This window comes from Vibrio sp. JC009, assembly GCF_029016485.1.
Taxonomy (GTDB): Bacteria; Pseudomonadota; Gammaproteobacteria; order Enterobacterales; family Vibrionaceae; genus Vibrio.
Genome location: NZ_CP092106.1, coordinates 2,744,136 through 2,761,752, shown reverse-complemented (window position 1 = coordinate 2,761,752; position 17,617 = coordinate 2,744,136). Strand labels below are relative to the sequence as shown.

Sequence of the window (17,617 nt, the reverse complement as noted above, 5' to 3'; positions counted from 1 at the left end):
GGTTTATAGTCAAAGGGATGCTTTCGGGTATCCCTTTTTTTAGCTGTCAGCCGTCAGCTTTCAGCTATCAGAGGAGGTCGCTTTGACCTCCACTTAGTGTTTGAATTTAGCGTAATACGGAACGCTTTTTATTGACAGTTTAATGAGGACTGCCAATCTTTAGCTGATAGCTGATAGCTGATAGCTGATAGCTGATAGCTGATAGCTGATAGCTGATAGCTGATAGCTGATAGCTGATAGCTGATAGCTGATAGCTGATACAGGAAGATGATATGGAAAACAAGCAAGTTGTAATCACCAAGTTCGGCGAACCCGATGTGCTGGCTATACAAAGCAGCCCTGTTCCGACGCCTAAGGAAGGGGAAGTGCTGGTTAAGGTCTTCTTTGCCGGAGTCAATCCTATCGATGTTAAAACCAGAGCCGGGCTTGGATGGGCTGCCGAGCAGAACAAAGATAAACTGCCCTGGACACCGGGTTATGATATTTCCGGTAAGGTTGTAGCGGTAGGAGAAGGCGTTGAGGGCTTTGAGAAGGACAACTACGTCGCCGGTCTTATCGGCTTTCCTCTGGAAGGGGGAGGTTACAGCCAGTATATCTGTGTCCCTGAAGAGCAGCTAAGCCGGGTGCCGGATGCGGTTACTCTTGAAGGTGCGGCTGTATTGCCGGTGGCAGGACAGACAGCAGCCCAGGCTTTAAACAAAGGCGAAGTTAAAGCGGGTGACCGGGTTCTGATACTTGCCGGTGCCGGCGGTGTTGGCCACCTTGCGGTGCAGATAGCCGTTGCAGCTCAGGCCGAGGTTTATACCACTTGCAGCGAAGCCAATCTGGATTACCTTGCTACTTTAGGTGCGCACGCTATTAACTACCAGTTTGCTCCGGTATCGGAACGTCTCACTGACGTTGATGTCCTGATTGATTTAGTGGGTGGCGATGCGGCGCTGGATGCTCTGAAATGCCTGAAAGACGGAGCCCGTGTGGTCACTGTTCCTACCATTACAGCTGAAATGATTTGTGAGAAAGCGAAATTGCTGGGCTTTGAAGCGACGGGTATGCTGGTAGAGCCGGATCCAGAACAGCTTGATACTATGCTCTATATGGTGAGTGTCGGACTTCTGAAAACAGAAGTGCAGAGCACCTATTCCTACAAAGAGGCTGCCGGGGCACATAAGCAGGTAGAGACTGGAAGAACCCGGGGCAAGATCCTTCTTGATATGCAGCATTGATCGATACCTTTTCTCACTGGTTTAGTGAGTCTGCACTCTGGGTTCTGTTCTCTTCAGGGTTTTTGAGTGCAACTCTCCTTCCCGGTGGCTCTGAAGCCACACTTGTCGCAACACTGACACTCGAACAATATCTGGTTAGTACTATTGTTTTAGTATCCACTCTCGGTAACACCCTGGGCGGAATCACTAACTATTGGCTTGGCATATGGATTCCCAATCGAACTCAGGATGAGAAATATGGTCTTAAAGCTATAGAGTGGGTTCGTTCTCACGGCTATTTTATTTTGTTATTTAGCTGGTTGCCGGTTATCGGTGATCCGCTTTGTCTTGCAGCAGGCTGGCTGAGAATGAAATTCTGGCCCTGTCTGGTTCTGATAGCCCTCGGAAAGGCATTAAGATATAGCCTGCTGGCTGCACTTTATCTGGGCTTGTTTTAGGAAGTAAGTATGAAAAAGGTATGGCTTGGAATGGTTTCCTGTATTGCGTTGTATGGTTGTGCGCAGACTTCTATACCCATGCCCGCAATGTTTTCCGGTGTGCCGGATGGTGTGACTCTTATTGAAGAGGTGGATGACTCTTCAGAATCTGTTCATATTCCTTACTCGAAATATCAGTTAGAAAATGGCCTGACCATTATTTTATCGCCGGATCACTCTGATCCACTGGTTCATGTGGACGTCACCTACCATGTTGGCTCTGCCCGTGAAGAGGCAGGCAGAACGGGGTTTGCCCACTTTTATGAGCATATGATGTTTCAGGGCTCGGAACATGTCGGGGATCAGGAACACTTTAAGATCGTAACCGAAGCCGGTGGCTCCCTGAACGGTACCACGAGTCAGGACAGAACTAACTATTATCAGACTATTCCGGCGAACCAGCTTGAGAAAGTGCTCTGGCTTGAATCTGACCGGATGGGCTTTTTGATTGACGCGGTATCCCAGAAAAAGTTTGAGATTCAGAGGGCTACAGTCAAAAACGAACGAGCACAAAATTATGATAATCGTCCCTATGGTCTGATCTGGGAGAAGATGGCGGAAGCCATGTATCCTGAAGGGCACCCATATTCATGGCAGACAATTGGCTATGTAGAAGATCTGGATCAGGTTGATGTGAACGATCTGAAAGCCTTCTTTCTGCGCTGGTATGGCCCGAACAACGCCACTATCACCATTGGCGGGGATATCAATGAAAAGCAGACGCTAAAATGGATAAGTAAGTACTTTGCCTCCATTCCCAGCGGGCCTGAAGTGAAAAATGCCCCGAAAATGCCGGTGACTCTTGCTGAGAGCCGTTTTATTACTCTGGAAGACCGCATTCGTCAGCCTATGGTGATGATAGGGTGGCCGACGGGCTACAGGGGAGACCTGAACCAGCCATCGCTGGATTCATTGGCAACCATATTAGGCGATGGTAAAAATAGTGTTCTCTACCAGCAATTAATTAAAACAGAGAAAGCGATAGATGCAGGCGCTTTCCACCACTGTGGAGAACTGGCCTGTGCCTTTTATGTCTACGCAATGGGGGATTCCGGAGAAGAGGGAAACCTGACATCTGTGCATCAGGAGTTGATTTCTGCACTGGAAGAGTTTGAACAAAGCGGTGCTGATCAGGAAATGTTGGATCAGATTATCGGGCGCTCTGAAGCGGGCGCTGTATTTGCCTTACAAAGTGTGAGCGGGAAGGTTTCTCAACTGGCCTCAAACGAAACTTTTTATGGGCAGCCGGATCGTATTCAGGCCAACCTGGAAAGGATTCGTTCTGTGACACCTCAGTCCATTCATAACGTCTGGAAAACCTATATCAGTAACAAAAACAGCGTTACCTTGAGTGTGATACCTAAAGGTAAGCTTGATCTTGCTGTTAAAGCGGCGACCTTTATCACGCCGCCAAGAACCTTGCCTGAATATAAAAAAGTGTCAGAGGAGGATCTGAATTACACCAAAGCTCAGGACGATTTTGACCGCTCAGTAATGCCCCAGGCTGATGGTTCGGTACATGGCAGCATGCCTGATATTTACAGGTTGCATCTGGATAGCGGCGTCGAGGTTATAGGCACAGAATCAAACGAAATACCGACCGTATTAGTAAGAATCCAATTGCCTGCTGGCAACCGTTTTGTTGAGAAAGGAAAAGAAGGACTGGCAGTCATTACCGCCGAGATGATGATGGAGGGAACCCCTCTTCACAGCAGTGAAGAGCTGCAGGCGGAACTGGATAAGATGGGCAGCAGTGTCAGTTTTAGTGCGGGCAATTACACAACGACTCTGACGGTTTCTTCTCTAAGGAAAAATATAAGAGCCACTCTGGAGATAGCTCATGAGATGTTGTCTAAACCTGTGTTTAAAGCGGAAGATTTTGAGCGCCTTAAAAAGCAGTCTCTTGAAGGTTTGATATATGAGCACCAGAAACCATTGTGGCTGGCTTCTCAGGCTACCAGACAGGTGCTGTTTGGGGACTCTGTCTATGGCCGCTCAAGCGAGGGAACCATTGAATCACTGGAATCTCTCACTCTGGAAGATGTGGTCGGTTTCTACAATACTAATTACACTCCTCAGGGAACGGAAGTTGTTGTTGTGGGAGACCTCAGTAAATCTGCCGTTAAAAAGGAACTGGCATTTTTAGAGAACTGGCATGGACACGATGCACCTCTGCTTAAGCCTCAGCTATTTAACCCTCCGGCGGAGCAGAAAATATATCTGGTAGATAAGCCTGAGGCTACCCAGAGTGTGATCCGGCTTGTGCGGCAGGGACTTCCCTATGATGCTGTGGGCGAGCAATACCTCACCCGTCTTGCGAACTATAATCTGGCCGGAAACTTTAACAGCCGTATTAACCAGAATCTGCGCGAAGACAAAGGCTATACCTATGGAGCCAGCGGTTATCATGCTGCAAACAGAGAAATCGGTCTCATTGTATTCAGTTCCCAGGTGAAGGCTGACAGCACGCTTGCTGCTATTAAGGAGCTGATTAAGGAGATGGACAACTACGCCGGTAACGGGCTTACCGCAGAGGAGCTAAACTATATGAGGCTTGCGGTTGGCCAGCAGGATGCCCTGAAGTATGAAACGCCTTCGAAAAAGTCACGTTTACTGCAAAACATTCTGGTTCACTCACTGGATGAAGACTACATTGAGCAGAGATACGAGTTGCTGGATGAAATTGAAAAAGATCAACTGGACGACATCGCCTCCAAATGGTTCCGTCCTCAGGACTATCAGATCATCGTTGTGGGAGATGCGAAGTCCCTGTTACCAGAGCTGAAAAAACTGAGTATTCCGCTGGAGCAACTTGAAATAACCAAATAGTGAACACATTTATACTATAAACATAACTTTAAGTGGCCTTCATTTTGACTAATTTTTCTTCTCGACTTAAGAAAGTTTCAGATAACCCGGAGACTTTCAAAAACTTTGTGCGTGGTGTGGAGCGAGAGGCTCTGCGTTATACACAGGATGGCAGGTTATCACAGCAGCCTCATCCTGAAGGTCTGGGAGCTGCACTGACCAACAAGTGGATTACCACAGATTTTGCAGAATCTCTTCTGGAGTTTATTACTCCTGTTTCCTCAGACGTTGATGAGCTGCTTGGTCAGTTGTCTGATATTCACCACTTTGCCATGAAGCAGGTGGGAGACGAGAAACTATGGCCCTTCTCTATGCCCTGTTTTGTCGGAGAGGAGGATGACATCGTGCTTGCTCAGTATGGTTCTTCTAATGTGGGCAAAATGAAAACCCTTTACCGTCAGGGCCTGAAGAATCGCTACGGCAGTATGATGCAGGTGATCTCCGGTGTGCATTTTAATTTCTCATTCCCTGAAACTCTGTGGGATAGCCTGTACGGTGAGCAGAGTGAAGAAGAGCGGCAGCAAACCAAATCAGATGCCTATTTCAGCCTGATCCGAAACTATTATCATTATGGCTGGCTGATCCCATATCTGTTCGGTGCATCACCGGCCTTGTGCGGTTCTTTCCTGAAAGGACAACAGACGAATCTGCCGTTTGAGGATATGGGGCCGACTAAGTATCTGCCTTATGCGACCTCATTGCGCCTTAGTGATCTTGGCTATACCAACAGTGCGCAAAGCGAACTTAAGATAGGTTACAACAATCTGGACCATTATCTTGAAGGACTGGACAAAGCGATAAAAACACCTTCGGATGACTTTGCCAAAATCGGAGTGAAAGTTGACGGCGAGTACCGTCAGCTAAACAGCAATGTACTGCAGATTGAAAATGAGCTATACGCTCCAATCAGAGCAAAGCGGGTGGCCAATTCCGGTGAGAAACCATCGGAAGCACTTAAGCGTGCGGGGGTGGAATATATAGAAATCCGCTCACTGGATGTAAACCCGTACAGCCCGGTTGGCATCACTAAAGAGCAGATCCGTTTTCTGGATCTCTTCCTGACCTGGTGTCTGATCAAAGATAGCGATGCGGTAGATAACAAAGAGCTCTGCTGCTGGAAAGACAACTGGAACAAGGTTATTGAACAGGGCAGAAAGCCGGGTCTGTTGCTAAGAGAGCCAAAAGCAGGCTGCGATGGCAATGAGCTGACGCTGCACGATTACACCAAGCAGATCTTCAGCGACCTTGAAGAGATTGCCGCTGAGATGGATAAAGCCAATGGTGGCGATAAATATCAGCAGACCTGCTCTCTTCTGCAAACCTGGATTGATAATCCTGAACTGACCATTTCCGGCCAGCTGCTTGAAGAGATCAAACAGAGTGGCGGGATCGGCTCTGTTGGTTGTAAACTGGGCATCCAGTACAGAGAGCAACACCTTAAACATGAATATAAGGTATACTCTGAAGCAATGATGCAGGATGAGGCTGAAAGCTCTGTTCAGGCTCAGAAAATGATTGAAGAATCCGACACAGTCAGCTTTGACCGTTACCTGGAAGATTACTTCACTTACCTTAAAGATTAATTTGATATCAGTGAGATAACGGGTATCAAGCATGGAGAAAGACAATGCCATTACTAGATAGCTTCACCGTCGACCATACAATAATGAATGCTCCGGCGGTTCGCGTAGCAAAAACAATGCAGACACCAAAGGGTGATACCATCACTGTTTTTGACCTTCGTTTCTGCGCACCAAACAAAGAGATCCTGTCTGAAAAAGGTATTCACACACTTGAGCACCTTTACGCCGGCTTTATGCGCGCACACCTGAATGGTGACGATGTTGAGATCATCGATATCTCGCCAATGGGCTGCCGCACAGGTTTCTACATGAGTCTTATCGGCACACCTGCCGAAGAGCGCGTTGTAAACGCATGGATTGCAGCAATGGAAGATGTTCTGAAAGTAGAAAGCCAGGATAAAATCCCAGAGCTGAACGAATACCAGTGCGGCACATACGCAATGCACTCGCTTGATGACGCAAAAGCTATTGCTCAGAAGATTCTGGATGCAGGGGTTTCAGTTAATAAGAATGAAGAACTTGCGCTGCCGGAAGCTATGTTGGAAGAGTTGAAGGTTTAAGCGTTTTTGGGCTATAAGGCTATGGGACGGACTTCGTCCTTGAGGGCTATAGGGTATCCTCTGTTTGACGAGGGGACAACGTGGGCTAAACTACCCATAGCCCCATAGCCCCATAGCCCCATAGCCTATTTCTTCTTCCGAGCCGGAAACACCTTAACCAAATTAATCTTATTCTCCGTAAACTCCACAATCTCCATAGGATGATTGACGACTTCCAGACTTACCTGACTTTCAGGCAGATCTTCCAGGTGTTCCAGGATCAGGCCGTTTAGCGTTCTTGGGCCATCGGTTGGTAGTTCCCATTTCAGACCTTTGTTGATGTCGCGGATGTTTGCGCTGCCTTCTATCAGGAAGCTGCCGTCACTTTGAGGGGTGATCTCCTCAGACAGGCTTGGTGCAATGGAAGTGGTGAACTCACCGACGATCTCTTCCAGAATATCTTCAAGAGTAATAAGGCCGATAATATCGCCGTATTCGTCCACGATCAGGCCGATTCTCTCTTTGTTTCTCTGGAACTTAAGCAACTGAACATTCAGTGGCGTGGCTTCGGGAATAAAGTACACTTCGTCAGCGGCCCTGAGCAGAGTCTCTTTAGTAAACTCATTCTTTTCCAGCATCAGGCGGTAGGATTCACGCAGACGCAGCATACCCACTACTTCGTCGATCTGATCGCGGTAAAGCACGATTTTGCCGTGTGGCGAGTGAGTCAACTGGCGAACGATAGACTTCCAGTCGTCGTTGATATCAATGCCGGTGATCTCGTTTCTCGGAACCATAATGTCGTTTACGGTGACATTTTCCAGATCGAGAATGGACAGCAGCATATCCTGGTGTCGCCTTGGTATTAAACCACCGGCCTCGTTCACAACCGTTCTCAGCTCTTCTGAACTCAGAGGATCCTCTGTGCCGTGTTTGGCGTTAATGCCGAGAATTCGCAGAAATCCGTTGGTGATCAGGTTGACCAGTAATACCAGAGGCGCCAGAAGCTTCATCAGAATATTTAGCACAATGCTGCTGGCGTAGGAGACTTTTTCCGGATAAAGGGCCGCGAGTGTTTTAGGCGTTACTTCGGCAAAAACAAGGACAACCAGCGTCAGGCTACCGGTCGCGATAGCAACACCGAGGTCACCGTACAGGCGCATACCAATGATGGTAGCAATTGCGGAAGCAAGAATATTAACCAGGTTGTTTCCGATAAGAATTAATCCAATCAGACGATCCGGGCGGCTGAGAAGCTTTTCAACTCTCTTAGCACCTTTGTGCCCCTGACCGGAAAGGTGCTTTAGTCTGTACCGGTTCAGCGACATCATTCCTGTCTCTGAACCCGAAAAATAACCAGAAATAATAATTAGACAAGCGAGTAGGGCAAACAAAATACCCGTTGATATGTCATCCAATGTGGGAGTGTCCTCTGTGATAATCTGCCCAATTAATGACCTAATTCATCCGGGCTGTCAAATGGAATAAGTAGTGAAATCAGGAAAGAATGACTTCTTTTACAAAACGACTTCCGAAATAGGCCAGAGTCAGCAGGCAGGCACCGATAACCGAATACCAGGTCACCTTTCTTCCGCGCCACCCTTGCTGGTAGTGTCCCCAAATCAGAATTGAGTAGACTACCCAGGCAATCATGGAAAGAATGGCTTTATGCGCCTTGCCCTGAGCAAACATGTCTTCAAGGAAAACAAATCCGCTAAGCAGGGTTAAGGTCAAAAGGCCGGTACCGATCAGAATGATGTTAAATAGCTGTCTTTCTATTTTCATCAAAGGCGGCAGGTTGGGATTCATTACCATAGCTTTCTTGGCCTTAAGCTTGTAGTCCAGCCAGGCAAGTTGCAGAGCATAAAGTGCTGCTATGGTTAAGGTGGCGTAGGAGAAGAGTGCCAGTGTGATATGTACCAGTAGTCCCGGCTGATTTTCAAAGTGCATAACCATAGTGCCAGGCAAAAAGGTTGATGCAAGCAAGTTGATAGCGGAAAAGCTGTAGACAACCGGAAGAAGGAACCAGAGACGGGTTCTGAGCATAGCAAGGCTCATCACCAGAGAAACGATAAAGCTGATAACCGAAGCAACATTAAGTATGCTCAGGTTCTGACCTGTTATTCCATCTGTATGAATAAGGTCATGCAGCAGCCAGCCGTGAAATACCAAGGCCCCCAGAGCGCTGATAAATACGATCTTTGCTCTGATACCGGTTTGATGCACAAGGCCCGGTACGATAGTCGCTATCGCAAACAGATATAGAATTGAAGCAAGTACAGCTAATAAACTTTCCATATTTTCTGGATTTGTCTCTAAAATACCACCTAATTTACTGATTATAACTTGCTTAGCCGGGATGGGCTATCGGGGTTTTTGTGAGAAACAGAGGAATTCAGGGAATTTATCTGTTGATTTTTGATAGATGGAGTCCCATTAGAGTATACTCCGGGTAATTGTTCGCGTAATGCGAAGCAGAATTCAGCCAAAGAGACAGACATGTTTGAGAATTTAACGGATAGATTATCCAGTACACTGAAAAATATCAGCGGTAAAGGCCGTCTGACAGAGGACAATATTAAAGAGACCCTGCGTGAAGTACGTATGGCTCTTTTGGAGGCTGACGTAGCGCTTCCTGTTGTTCGTGACTTTGTTAAACGCGTTAAAGAAAGCGCAGTTGGTATTGAAGTTTCTAAGTCTCTGACACCGGGGCAGGAATTCATCAAGATCGTTCAGGCTGAGCTTGAAGCGGTTATGGGTGAGTCCAATGAAGCGCTTAACCTTGCGGCTCAGCCTCCGGCGGTAATCCTGATGGCCGGTCTTCAGGGTGCGGGTAAAACAACCAGTGTTGGTAAGCTTTCTAAACTGCTTAAAGAGCGTGATAAGAAGAAAGTGCTGGTGGTGTCTGCTGATGTCTACCGTCCTGCGGCGATCAAACAGCTGGAAACTCTGGCAACCGATATCGGTGTTGAGTTCTTCCCGTCCTCTGCTGACCAGAAGCCAATCGATATTGCTAATGCAGCCATTGACCATGCGAAAAAGAAATTCTTCGATGTACTGATTGTCGATACTGCGGGTCGTCTGGCTATCGATGAAGAGATGATGTCCGAGATTCAGGATCTGCATAACGCGATTGATCCGGTGGAAACTCTGTTCGTTGTCGATGCAATGACGGGTCAGGATGCGGCAAACACCGCGAAAGCCTTTGGTGACGCACTTCCGCTAACCGGTGTGATTCTGACTAAAGTTGATGGTGATGCCCGTGGTGGTGCGGCGCTGTCTGTTCGTCATATTACCGGTAAGCCAATCAAATTCCTTGGTGTGGGTGAAAAGACAGACGCGCTTGAACCATTCCACCCGGACCGTGTCGCTTCCCGTATTCTTGGTATGGGTGACGTTCTTTCCCTTATCGAAGACTTAGAGCGTAATGTAGATAAGAAGAAAGCAGAAAAACTGGCGAAGAAGTTCAAAGAGAAAAAAGGCTTTGATCTGGAAGATTTCCGCGAGCAGCTGGGTCAGATGCAGAACATGGGCGGCATGATGGGCATGCTGGACAAGCTGCCGGGTATGAACAACTTACCTGCTGACGTAAAAGACAAAGTTGATGACAAGATGTTTAAGCAGATGGAAGCTATCATCAGCTCAATGACCATGAAAGAGCGCCAGCGCCCTGAGCTAATCAAAGGCTCACGTAAAAAACGTATCGCTGCCGGTTCCGGTACTCAGATCCAGGACGTAAACCGCCTGCTTAAGCAGTTCACCCAGATGCAGAAGATGATGAAGAAAATGCAGAAGGGCGGAATGAAAGGCATGATGCGCAACATGCAAGGCATGATGGGTGGCATGGGAGGTATGGGCGGAATGGGTGGACCAGGCGGGTTTGGTCGTTTCGGACGGTAGTTTAATGCGGCCCTGGGCCCTGGGGACGGACTTCGTCCTATAGGCCCTGGTAAAGGCCTCTTAACTTACGTCTATCATTCCTCTAAAGTTGCATCAATTCGCACTTCCCAGGGCCCAGGGCCTAGAAACCCAGGGCCCTTCCTTCCCCCTGTTTATTTTTTCCCCCACCCACATCACATTTCCCTTGCAAACTTTCCCAATAAGAGTAAAATTCCGGGGCTTTAAATTGGCACGAGACCCCAAGCTGTTTTTTAAGAGCGGTTTTTGGGGTTAATTTTATTATTGAGAAAGCAAAGAGGACGATATGGTAACCATTCGTTTGGCACGTCACGGCGCTAAGAAGCGTCCATTTTATCAAATCGTAGTTGCAGATAGCCGCTTCGCTGCTACTGGTCGCTACATCGAGAAAGTAGGTTTCTTCAACCCTACTGCTCAAGGTCAGGAAGAAGGTCTTCGTCTAGACCTGGACCGCGTTAACCACTGGGTTGGCGAAGGTGCATCTCTGTCTGATCGTGTTGCTAAGCTAGTTAAAGACGCTCAGAAAGCGGCTTAATTAGAAGTAACCATTTAGTATGTCGGTTGAAGGTAAAGAAACGATGAGCGAGCAAAACGAAAAAGTAGTAGTAGGCAAGTTTGGTGCTACGTACGGCATTCGTGGCTGGCTTAAAGTGATTTCCTACACAGACAATGCTGAAAGTATTTTTGATTACAGCCCCTGGTTTATTAACCAGAAAGGGCAGTGGGTTGAATACAAAGTCGAAAGCTGGAAGCGCCATAACAAAGGTTTGGTAGCTAAGCTTGAAGGTTTGGATGTGCGTGAGGATGCTCACCTGATGACAAACTTTGAAATTTCGATTGACCCGGCAGCACTACCTGAACTGTCAGAAGATGAATTCTACTGGCGCGAATTGTTTGGAATGAAAGTGGTAACGACGAAAGGGTATGACCTTGGCGAAGTTACTGACATGCTGGAAACAGGTTCCAACGATGTTTTGGTTGTGAAAGCCAATCTAAAAGATGCTTTTGGCCAGAAGGAACGATTAATTCCGTTCCTTGAAGAGCAGGTGATCAAAAATATTGATCGCGAAGCTCAACGGATCGAAGTTGACTGGGATCCTGGATTTTAACTCCGCAGTGGAGCGATAGAACAATGTGGATTGGCGTAATAAGCCTGTTTCCTGAAATGTTCCGTTCAATCACTGAATTTGGAGTTACAGGTCAAGCGGTTAAAAAAGGTCTTTTGTCGGTAGAGACATGGAATCCAAGAGATTTCACTCACGACAAACATCGCACAGTCGATGACAGACCTTACGGTGGCGGTCCTGGTATGTTGATGATGGTTCAGCCTTTGCGCGATGCTATCCATACTGCCAAGAAAGCTTCACCGGGAAAGACGAAGGTAATCTATCTTTCTCCTCAAGGTCGTAAACTCGACCAGAAAGGGGTAGAAGAGCTGGCAACAAACGAGAACATGGTTCTGATTTGTGGCCGCTACGAAGGGATAGATGAGCGCATCATTCAGTCTGAGGTTGACGAAGAATGGTCAATCGGAGATTTTGTGATGACGGGCGGTGAACTGCCGGCCATGACCTTAATCGACTCTGTATCACGGTTTATACCGGGCGTACTTGGCGATTTTGCGTCAGCAGAGGAAGACTCCTTTGCAAATGGCTTGCTGGATTGTCCGCACTATACCCGTCCTGAAGTGTTAGACGGAAAAGAGGTACCAGCGGTACTGAAATCCGGAAATCATAAGGACATTCGTCGCTGGCGATTAAAACAATCGCTGGGCCGTACTTGGCTTAGAAGACCAGAGCTCCTGGAAAACCTAGCTCTGACTGACGAACAGGAACTATTACTTGCTGAGTTCATTAAAGAACATAACGCAAAGTAACCTATTTAATTTAGTATCAGTTTATTCTAGGAATTTAAAAAATGAGTAACATCATCAAAGCTCTTGAGCAAGAGCAAATGAAATCTGACCTGCCTAAGTTCGCACCAGGTGACACTGTTGTTGTACAGGTTAAGGTTAAAGAAGGTGACCGTGAGCGTCTACAGGCTTTCGAAGGCGTTGTAATCGCTGTACGTAACCGTGGTCTACATTCTGCATTCACTGTTCGTAAGATCTCGAACGGTGAAGGTGTTGAACGTACGTTCCAAACTCACTCTCCAATGGTTGATAGCATTGAAGTTAAACGCCGCGGTGCAGTACGTCGTGCCAAACTGTACTACCTACGTGAGCGTTCTGGTAAGTCAGCTCGTATTAAAGAGAAGCTTGCTAAGAAGTAATGCTAAACCAGCATTTCTCATAGAAAAAAAGGGAGCCGGAAGGCTCCCTTTTTTTGGCCCTGGGGACGGACTTCGTCCTATAGGCCCTGGGCCCTGGGAGCTAATTGTTTCGATTTCCCAAGGCCGAGGGCCCAGAAACCCAGGGCCTCTAGTAATCTTCCGACCACCCATCCCCATCAGACATATCCGGCGCCCCCGGAATCAGGTTCTCCTCATCCGCCCAGTCGCCAAAATCGATCATCTGACATTTCTTGCTGCAAAACGGCCGATAAGGACTTTTCTCTGACCATTCGACCTCTTTCTGACAAGTCGGGCATTTTACTATTGTTGGTTTACTCATAGCTCAATTCCTACTTCTTCTTTTTCTTTGCAACGGCTTTCTTTTTAGCGGCTGGTTTGGCTTTTTTCTTTTTCTTAAATACCGGCTTTTTATGCTGCGGGCGCATACCCTTGATATAGCGCTCTTTGATCTCTTCTTTGGTGTAGCGGGCAACACGGTCCATCATTGGCTGATCATGCGCTTCTACCAGAGAGATGGCACTGCCTTTTTTACCTGCTCTGGCTGTGCGGCCAATACGGTGCAGGTAAACATCGGCGGTTCTTGGCAGGTCATAGTTGATTACGTGCGTGATGTCTGGCAGGTCGATGCCACGTGCTGCTACATCTGTCGCCAGAAGAACATTTACTTCGCCGTCGCGGAAGCGTTTGATTGCGTTGTTGCGTCGGTCCTGAGGCATTTCACCCTGAATCCAGCTACAAGGGATCTGCGCGCTTTCAAGTTGTGCTCTGAGATCGGCTAAGCGTTCGCGTGTCTTCAGGAACACGATTGAGCGTTCTGCCTGCTCAGTCAGAATATGCTTAAGCAGTTCAAGCTTGTGCTCCATGCTGTCGGCACGGTGATACCACTGGGTGATCTTCTTACGTTCACGGCGTGATGGTTGTGCATCGATTTCTGCAGGATCTTTTAGCAGATCAGCAGTGAAGCCTTCAACGCCTTTGCCTTCCAGTGTTGCGGAAAACAGAAGGGTCTGTTTCCGCCAGCGGCACTCTGATGAAAGGCGGTCAACAACAGGGCCAAAGCCCATATCCAGCATACGGTCTGCTTCATCCAGGATAAGCCATTCAATGGCACGGCAGTCAAAGCGTTCAGCTTCAATGTACTCCATCAGTCGTCCCGGTGTCGCAACCACAATATCCTGAGTCGTTGCAAGAACGTCTGCGTGTTCCTGGTACTGAACACCACCGGTAATGGTGAAGATGTTCAGTTTGGTATTTTTAGCCAGAGCGCGAGCCTGGTCGGCAACCTGCATGGCAAGTTCGCGTGTTGGGGTCAGGATCAAAATCCTGGCAGGCCCTGGTTTTCTGCGGGGAAAGTCCAGAAGAAACTGGAGTGCAGGCAGTACAAATGCCGCGGTTTTACCTGTACCAGTAGGTGCTGAAGCAAGGATATCCCTGCCGTCCAGTGCCTGTGGGATCGCTTCGCCCTGTACTTGGGTAGGGCGGTCAAAACCGATCTCTTCAATGGCATCCAGCAGTTCAGGATCCAGTTCCAGTTCAGCAAAATTTCTGATCACAATAAGTTCTCCGCAAGCAGAATAAATTAATAAGGTTAGATTGACCGCGCATTATAACCGAGATGCTTATTGAATTCCCCACTTTTAGAGAAGTGAATTTGCGGCTTACATTTTCAGATAAAACGCTTTAGTCAGCGCGGTAAACTTCTCGCTGTAGCCATCCTGGCTACGAATGCTCAGCTCAGTTTCTTCGGTTGCGATAGTTTGCTTAGAAAGTTCGATAAGCAGACGGCTTGTCGGTTTGTTTTCGTTAGGGCGGACTCTGCATACTTTTGCCACATTCCAGTTTGCCTCTGAAGCCATAGATAAGAAGGTCTCACCCTCAAAGAGAGGAAGGATAAAACAAGCGCGGCCTTCCTTTGTCAGTAACCGATGGCAGCGGGCTAACAGGCTTTTGTGATTCAGCGTATCTGTATGTCTGGCTTTCGCCCTTTGCGATACAGAAGACTGCTCTCCGGTATTGAAATAGGGAGGATTACAGATAATGGCATCAAACTTATATGAAGGTTCAAATTCCAGCACATCCTGCAAGATCAGTTGTAGCCTGTCTGTCCAGTGAGAGTTATTGAAGTTAGTTGAGGCGGCGGCGATCGCATTGTCGTCAATATCCAGTGCGGTAATCTCTGCTTTGGCAAAGCGTTGCGCGCACATAAGCGCAAGAAGCCCGGTACCTGTGCCTATATCAAGTATTTTTTCCGGATCTGAAAATGAAGCCCACGCACCCAGTAAAACGCCATCCGTACTCACAGGCATACCAGATAATCCACCGCAAATATGGAATTGTTTGAATTTAAAGTCTTTTGTTTTTGCTGGCTCTGTTTTTATCATATGTGGTGTTTTCTATTTAATATGGTGTTTATTTCTGTATACAGCATTCAGTGTGGCTATATATGCTCCAATTGATCGCCTGTGTATCTCTTTGCGAATGAAATATTATTCCATTTAATCTTGGTTAACTGGTTATTGTGATCTGTTGCTTGTCAATAAACTGGTTGTAAGTTTCGTTTTTTCTCGGTCTATTGATAATTTACCTGTTTTTATTCATTATTCTGCGCCTGCTCTGGTGTTTAATTCCAGATAAAGCCCTCAACTCATAATATTGTTATAGGTCCTGCCTGTGAAACAGAATTTAAAATTTACAGATGTAATAGCCGTTGGCTTTATGCTTTTTGCTTTTTTCCTTGGCGCAGGAAACATTATCTTTCCTCCTCTTGCAGGGCAACTGGCTGGTGATAACCTGATGCCTGCAATGTTCGGCTTTCTTGTGACAGCAGTAGGCTTGCCGCTAATCACTATTATAGCGATCGCTATTGCAGGCGGAACCTGGGATCATCTTACCAAAGACCTGCCTAAGCGAGCAGCTACTTTGATGGCGGTGCTGATGTTTATCATCATCGGCCCCGCATTTGCTGCACCACGTACAGGTCTGGTGGCTTATGAGATGGCATTTAAGCCGTTTCTGGCTGAAGCTGGACAGGCTGAACTGACGGCCTTCTCTGTGGTGTTCTTTGCAGTTGCTATGTTCTTTGCCTGGTCCCAAAGCAAACTTATCGACATTATCGGTAAGGTGCTGACCCCGGCATTGTTTGTTGCTCTGATTGTGCTGGCATTTGCAGTATTTGTTTCTCCTCAGGGCGAAATTATGGCCGCTCAGGGTGACTATATTGCTCAGCCACTGACAAAAGGTTTCCTTGAAGGCTATAACACTATGGATACCTTTGCTTCACTGATGTTTGGTATGTTGATTGTTGACGTATTGCGTAAGAAGGGCATTACTGAAGCGAAAGCAACCACCAAGTACCTGACTCTGGCCGGTGTTATCGCGGCATCTGGTCTGGCTTTTGTTTATATATCACTCTTCTTCCTTGGCGCGACAAGCAGCACCATTGCAGCGGGCGCTGATAACGGTGGTGTGGTTCTGAGTCTGTATGTGCAGGAACTGTTTGGTTCATCTGGCCAGCTTGTGCTGTCTACTATTGTAATGCTGGCGTGTCTGACAACATCAATCGGTCTGATCTCTGCGTGTTCGGATTACTTCAGCTCACTGACTCCTGTGCCGTATAAAGCGTACGTGATTATCGTCGGTGTTGCGTGCGCAGTGATCGCGAACGTTGGTCTGTCTCAACTGATTGCGCTTTCTGTACCTGTACTGTTCGCTCTGTACCCGGTAGCCATTGCTCTGGTTGCTCTGACCTTTATCCGGGGTCGTCTGCCAAACCGCCAACTGGCATACCGCGTAGTCATCGCAGTATCACTGCTGTTCGCTCTTATCGACGCTGCAAAAGTTGCAGGTATGGACGTATCAGCATTCGAATTCCTGCCACTGTTCAGCTACGGAATGGGTTGGGTACTGCCAACGGCTGCGACTATCGTGGTTATGTTCCTGATGCCGAAGGCGGAAGGGAAGTTAGCGGAGTCTGTTTAATAGAGCTTTCAGCTGTCAGCTTTCAGAGGGAGATTGATGATGCTCTTACCTCTGACAAAAATTTTGACCTAATAAAAGCTTGCAACATTATTCTGAGTGGCAAGCTTTTCTGATAGCTGATAGCTGATAGCTGATAGCTGATAGCTGATAGCTGATAGCTGATAGCTTAAAGTTTCTCCTGATACTCCAAAAGTATCTGCTCACACCACCCCGCAATTCGCTCATCACTAAGCTCATACTGCGAATCTTCATCCAGTGCCAGTCCGACAAAATGAGTGCCGTCAGGCGTCAGTGCTTTTGATGCTTCAAACTTATAGCCTTGATTTGGCCAGTATCCCAGAAAATTAACGCCAATTGGTTTCAGTGCATCGTGCAACATCCCCATGGCATCGAGGAACCATTCCCCATAGCCTTCTTGATCGCCTAGCCCGAACAATGCGACGTACCTGTTTTTTATGGACACGCCACCTATGTGCTCCCATATTGCGCCCCAATCTTCCTGAAGTTCACCAAAGTCCCAGGTCGAGATGCCTAAAATAAGAAACTCATACTGCTCCATTACTTCTAATGGCGTCTCTTTAACATTGTAGATATCCACGATCTCCTCACCAATTATGGCACGTATTTTTTCAGCAGCCATTTCTGTGTAACAGGTCGTTGAGCCGTAGAAGAGTCCGATTTTCATATAATTCAGCACATTTATAGCGGGATAATTTCTGATTCTACTAAATATACTCACC

Annotated in this window: 17 protein-coding genes; 11 read left to right on the top strand and 6 right to left on the bottom strand. The window is 47.3% G+C overall.

The genetic code is table 11. The annotated features are described in order from the left end of the window. Positions 1 to 272: 272 nt before the first annotated feature. From L3Q72_RS12270 to luxS, 5 genes are read left to right on the top strand one after another with little or no spacing between them, the layout of a single operon-like run. On the top strand, positions 273 to 1,223 hold the full coding sequence (locus tag L3Q72_RS12270) for an NADP-dependent oxidoreductase (RefSeq protein ID WP_275130235.1): 951 nt from the start codon (positions 273 to 275) through the stop codon (positions 1,221 to 1,223). After that, positions 1,220 to 1,660: a YqaA family protein gene (locus tag L3Q72_RS12265; protein WP_275130234.1), complete on the top strand. Its 441-nt coding sequence runs from the start codon at positions 1,220 to 1,222 to the stop codon at positions 1,658 to 1,660. Before L3Q72_RS12270 ends, L3Q72_RS12265 begins: the two co-directional genes overlap by 4 nt. A gap of 9 nt (positions 1,661 to 1,669) precedes the next feature. Beyond that, positions 1,670 to 4,528: a pitrilysin family protein gene (locus tag L3Q72_RS12260; protein ID WP_275130233.1), complete on the top strand. Its 2,859-nt coding sequence runs from the start codon at positions 1,670 to 1,672 to the stop codon at positions 4,526 to 4,528. 44 nt (positions 4,529 to 4,572) lie between these two features. Continuing rightward, on the top strand, positions 4,573 to 6,150 hold the full coding sequence (gene gshA, locus L3Q72_RS12255) for a glutamate--cysteine ligase (protein ID WP_275130232.1): 1,578 nt from the start codon (positions 4,573 to 4,575) through the stop codon (positions 6,148 to 6,150). A 44-nt stretch (positions 6,151 to 6,194) separates the two neighbouring features. Then, a complete protein-coding gene (luxS, locus tag L3Q72_RS12250; RefSeq protein WP_275130231.1) occupies positions 6,195 to 6,710 on the top strand; it encodes an S-ribosylhomocysteine lyase in 516 nt (171 codons plus the stop codon). Positions 6,711 to 6,835: 125 nt separating this feature from the next. Here the strand turns inward: luxS and L3Q72_RS12245 are convergent, their stop codons facing one another. Together L3Q72_RS12245 and L3Q72_RS12240 are read right to left on the bottom strand one after the other, a co-directional pair. Continuing rightward, positions 6,836 to 8,107, bottom strand: a complete 1,272-nt coding sequence (locus L3Q72_RS12245) for a CNNM domain-containing protein (protein ID WP_275130230.1) — start codon at positions 8,105 to 8,107, stop codon at positions 6,836 to 6,838. A 79-nt stretch (positions 8,108 to 8,186) separates the two neighbouring features. Continuing rightward, positions 8,187 to 8,987, bottom strand: coding sequence for an inner membrane protein YpjD (locus tag L3Q72_RS12240; protein ID WP_275130229.1), 801 nt, complete (start codon positions 8,985 to 8,987; stop codon positions 8,187 to 8,189). Between the two features lie 201 nt (positions 8,988 to 9,188). Here L3Q72_RS12240 and ffh point away from each other — a divergent pair, with 201 nt between their 5' ends. The 5 genes from ffh (at position 9,189) to rplS (ending at position 12,878) form a co-directional block, all read left to right on the top strand. After that, complete coding sequence (gene ffh / locus L3Q72_RS12235; RefSeq protein ID WP_275130228.1) at positions 9,189 to 10,589, top strand: signal recognition particle protein; 1,401 nt, start codon at positions 9,189 to 9,191, stop codon at positions 10,587 to 10,589. Positions 10,590 to 10,893: 304 nt separating this feature from the next. Next, entirely contained in the window at positions 10,894 to 11,142 is a 249-nt protein-coding gene (rpsP, locus tag L3Q72_RS12230) for a 30S ribosomal protein S16 (RefSeq protein ID WP_275130227.1), read from the top strand. Between the two features lie 19 nt (positions 11,143 to 11,161). Continuing rightward, positions 11,162 to 11,716, top strand: a complete 555-nt coding sequence (gene rimM / locus L3Q72_RS12225) for a ribosome maturation factor RimM (RefSeq protein ID WP_275130226.1) — start codon at positions 11,162 to 11,164, stop codon at positions 11,714 to 11,716. Positions 11,717 to 11,739: 23 nt separating this feature from the next. Next, positions 11,740 to 12,483: a tRNA (guanosine(37)-N1)-methyltransferase TrmD gene (trmD, locus tag L3Q72_RS12220; RefSeq protein WP_275130225.1), complete on the top strand. Its 744-nt coding sequence runs from the start codon at positions 11,740 to 11,742 to the stop codon at positions 12,481 to 12,483. 41 nt (positions 12,484 to 12,524) lie between these two features. Beyond that, positions 12,525 to 12,878, top strand: coding sequence for a 50S ribosomal protein L19 (rplS, locus tag L3Q72_RS12215; protein ID WP_275130224.1), 354 nt, complete (start codon positions 12,525 to 12,527; stop codon positions 12,876 to 12,878). A 148-nt stretch (positions 12,879 to 13,026) separates the two neighbouring features. On the opposite strand, the gene yacG is transcribed toward rplS, so the two are convergent. From yacG to L3Q72_RS12200, 3 genes are all read right to left on the bottom strand, one after another. After that, complete coding sequence (gene yacG, locus L3Q72_RS12210) at positions 13,027 to 13,218, bottom strand: DNA gyrase inhibitor YacG (protein WP_275130223.1); 192 nt, start codon at positions 13,216 to 13,218, stop codon at positions 13,027 to 13,029. A 10-nt stretch (positions 13,219 to 13,228) separates the two neighbouring features. Continuing rightward, on the bottom strand, positions 13,229 to 14,452 hold the full coding sequence (srmB, locus tag L3Q72_RS12205; protein ID WP_275130222.1) for an ATP-dependent RNA helicase SrmB: 1,224 nt from the start codon (positions 14,450 to 14,452) through the stop codon (positions 13,229 to 13,231). Between the two features lie 105 nt (positions 14,453 to 14,557). Next, a complete protein-coding gene (locus L3Q72_RS12200; protein WP_275132104.1) occupies positions 14,558 to 15,277 on the bottom strand; it encodes a methyltransferase in 720 nt (239 codons plus the stop codon). A 292-nt stretch (positions 15,278 to 15,569) separates the two neighbouring features. On the opposite strand from L3Q72_RS12200, the gene brnQ reads away from it, so the two are divergent. Next, positions 15,570 to 16,877, top strand: a complete 1,308-nt coding sequence (gene brnQ / locus L3Q72_RS12195) for a branched-chain amino acid transport system II carrier protein (protein ID WP_275130221.1) — start codon at positions 15,570 to 15,572, stop codon at positions 16,875 to 16,877. Positions 16,878 to 17,043: 166 nt separating this feature from the next. Here brnQ and fldB read toward each other — a convergent pair whose 3' ends face one another. Continuing rightward, positions 17,044 to 17,562 carry a flavodoxin FldB gene (gene fldB / locus L3Q72_RS12190; protein WP_275130220.1) on the bottom strand — a complete coding sequence of 173 codons (519 nt, stop codon included), beginning with the start codon at positions 17,560 to 17,562 and terminating at the stop codon, positions 17,044 to 17,046. Between the last annotated feature and the right edge of the window lie 55 nt (positions 17,563 to 17,617).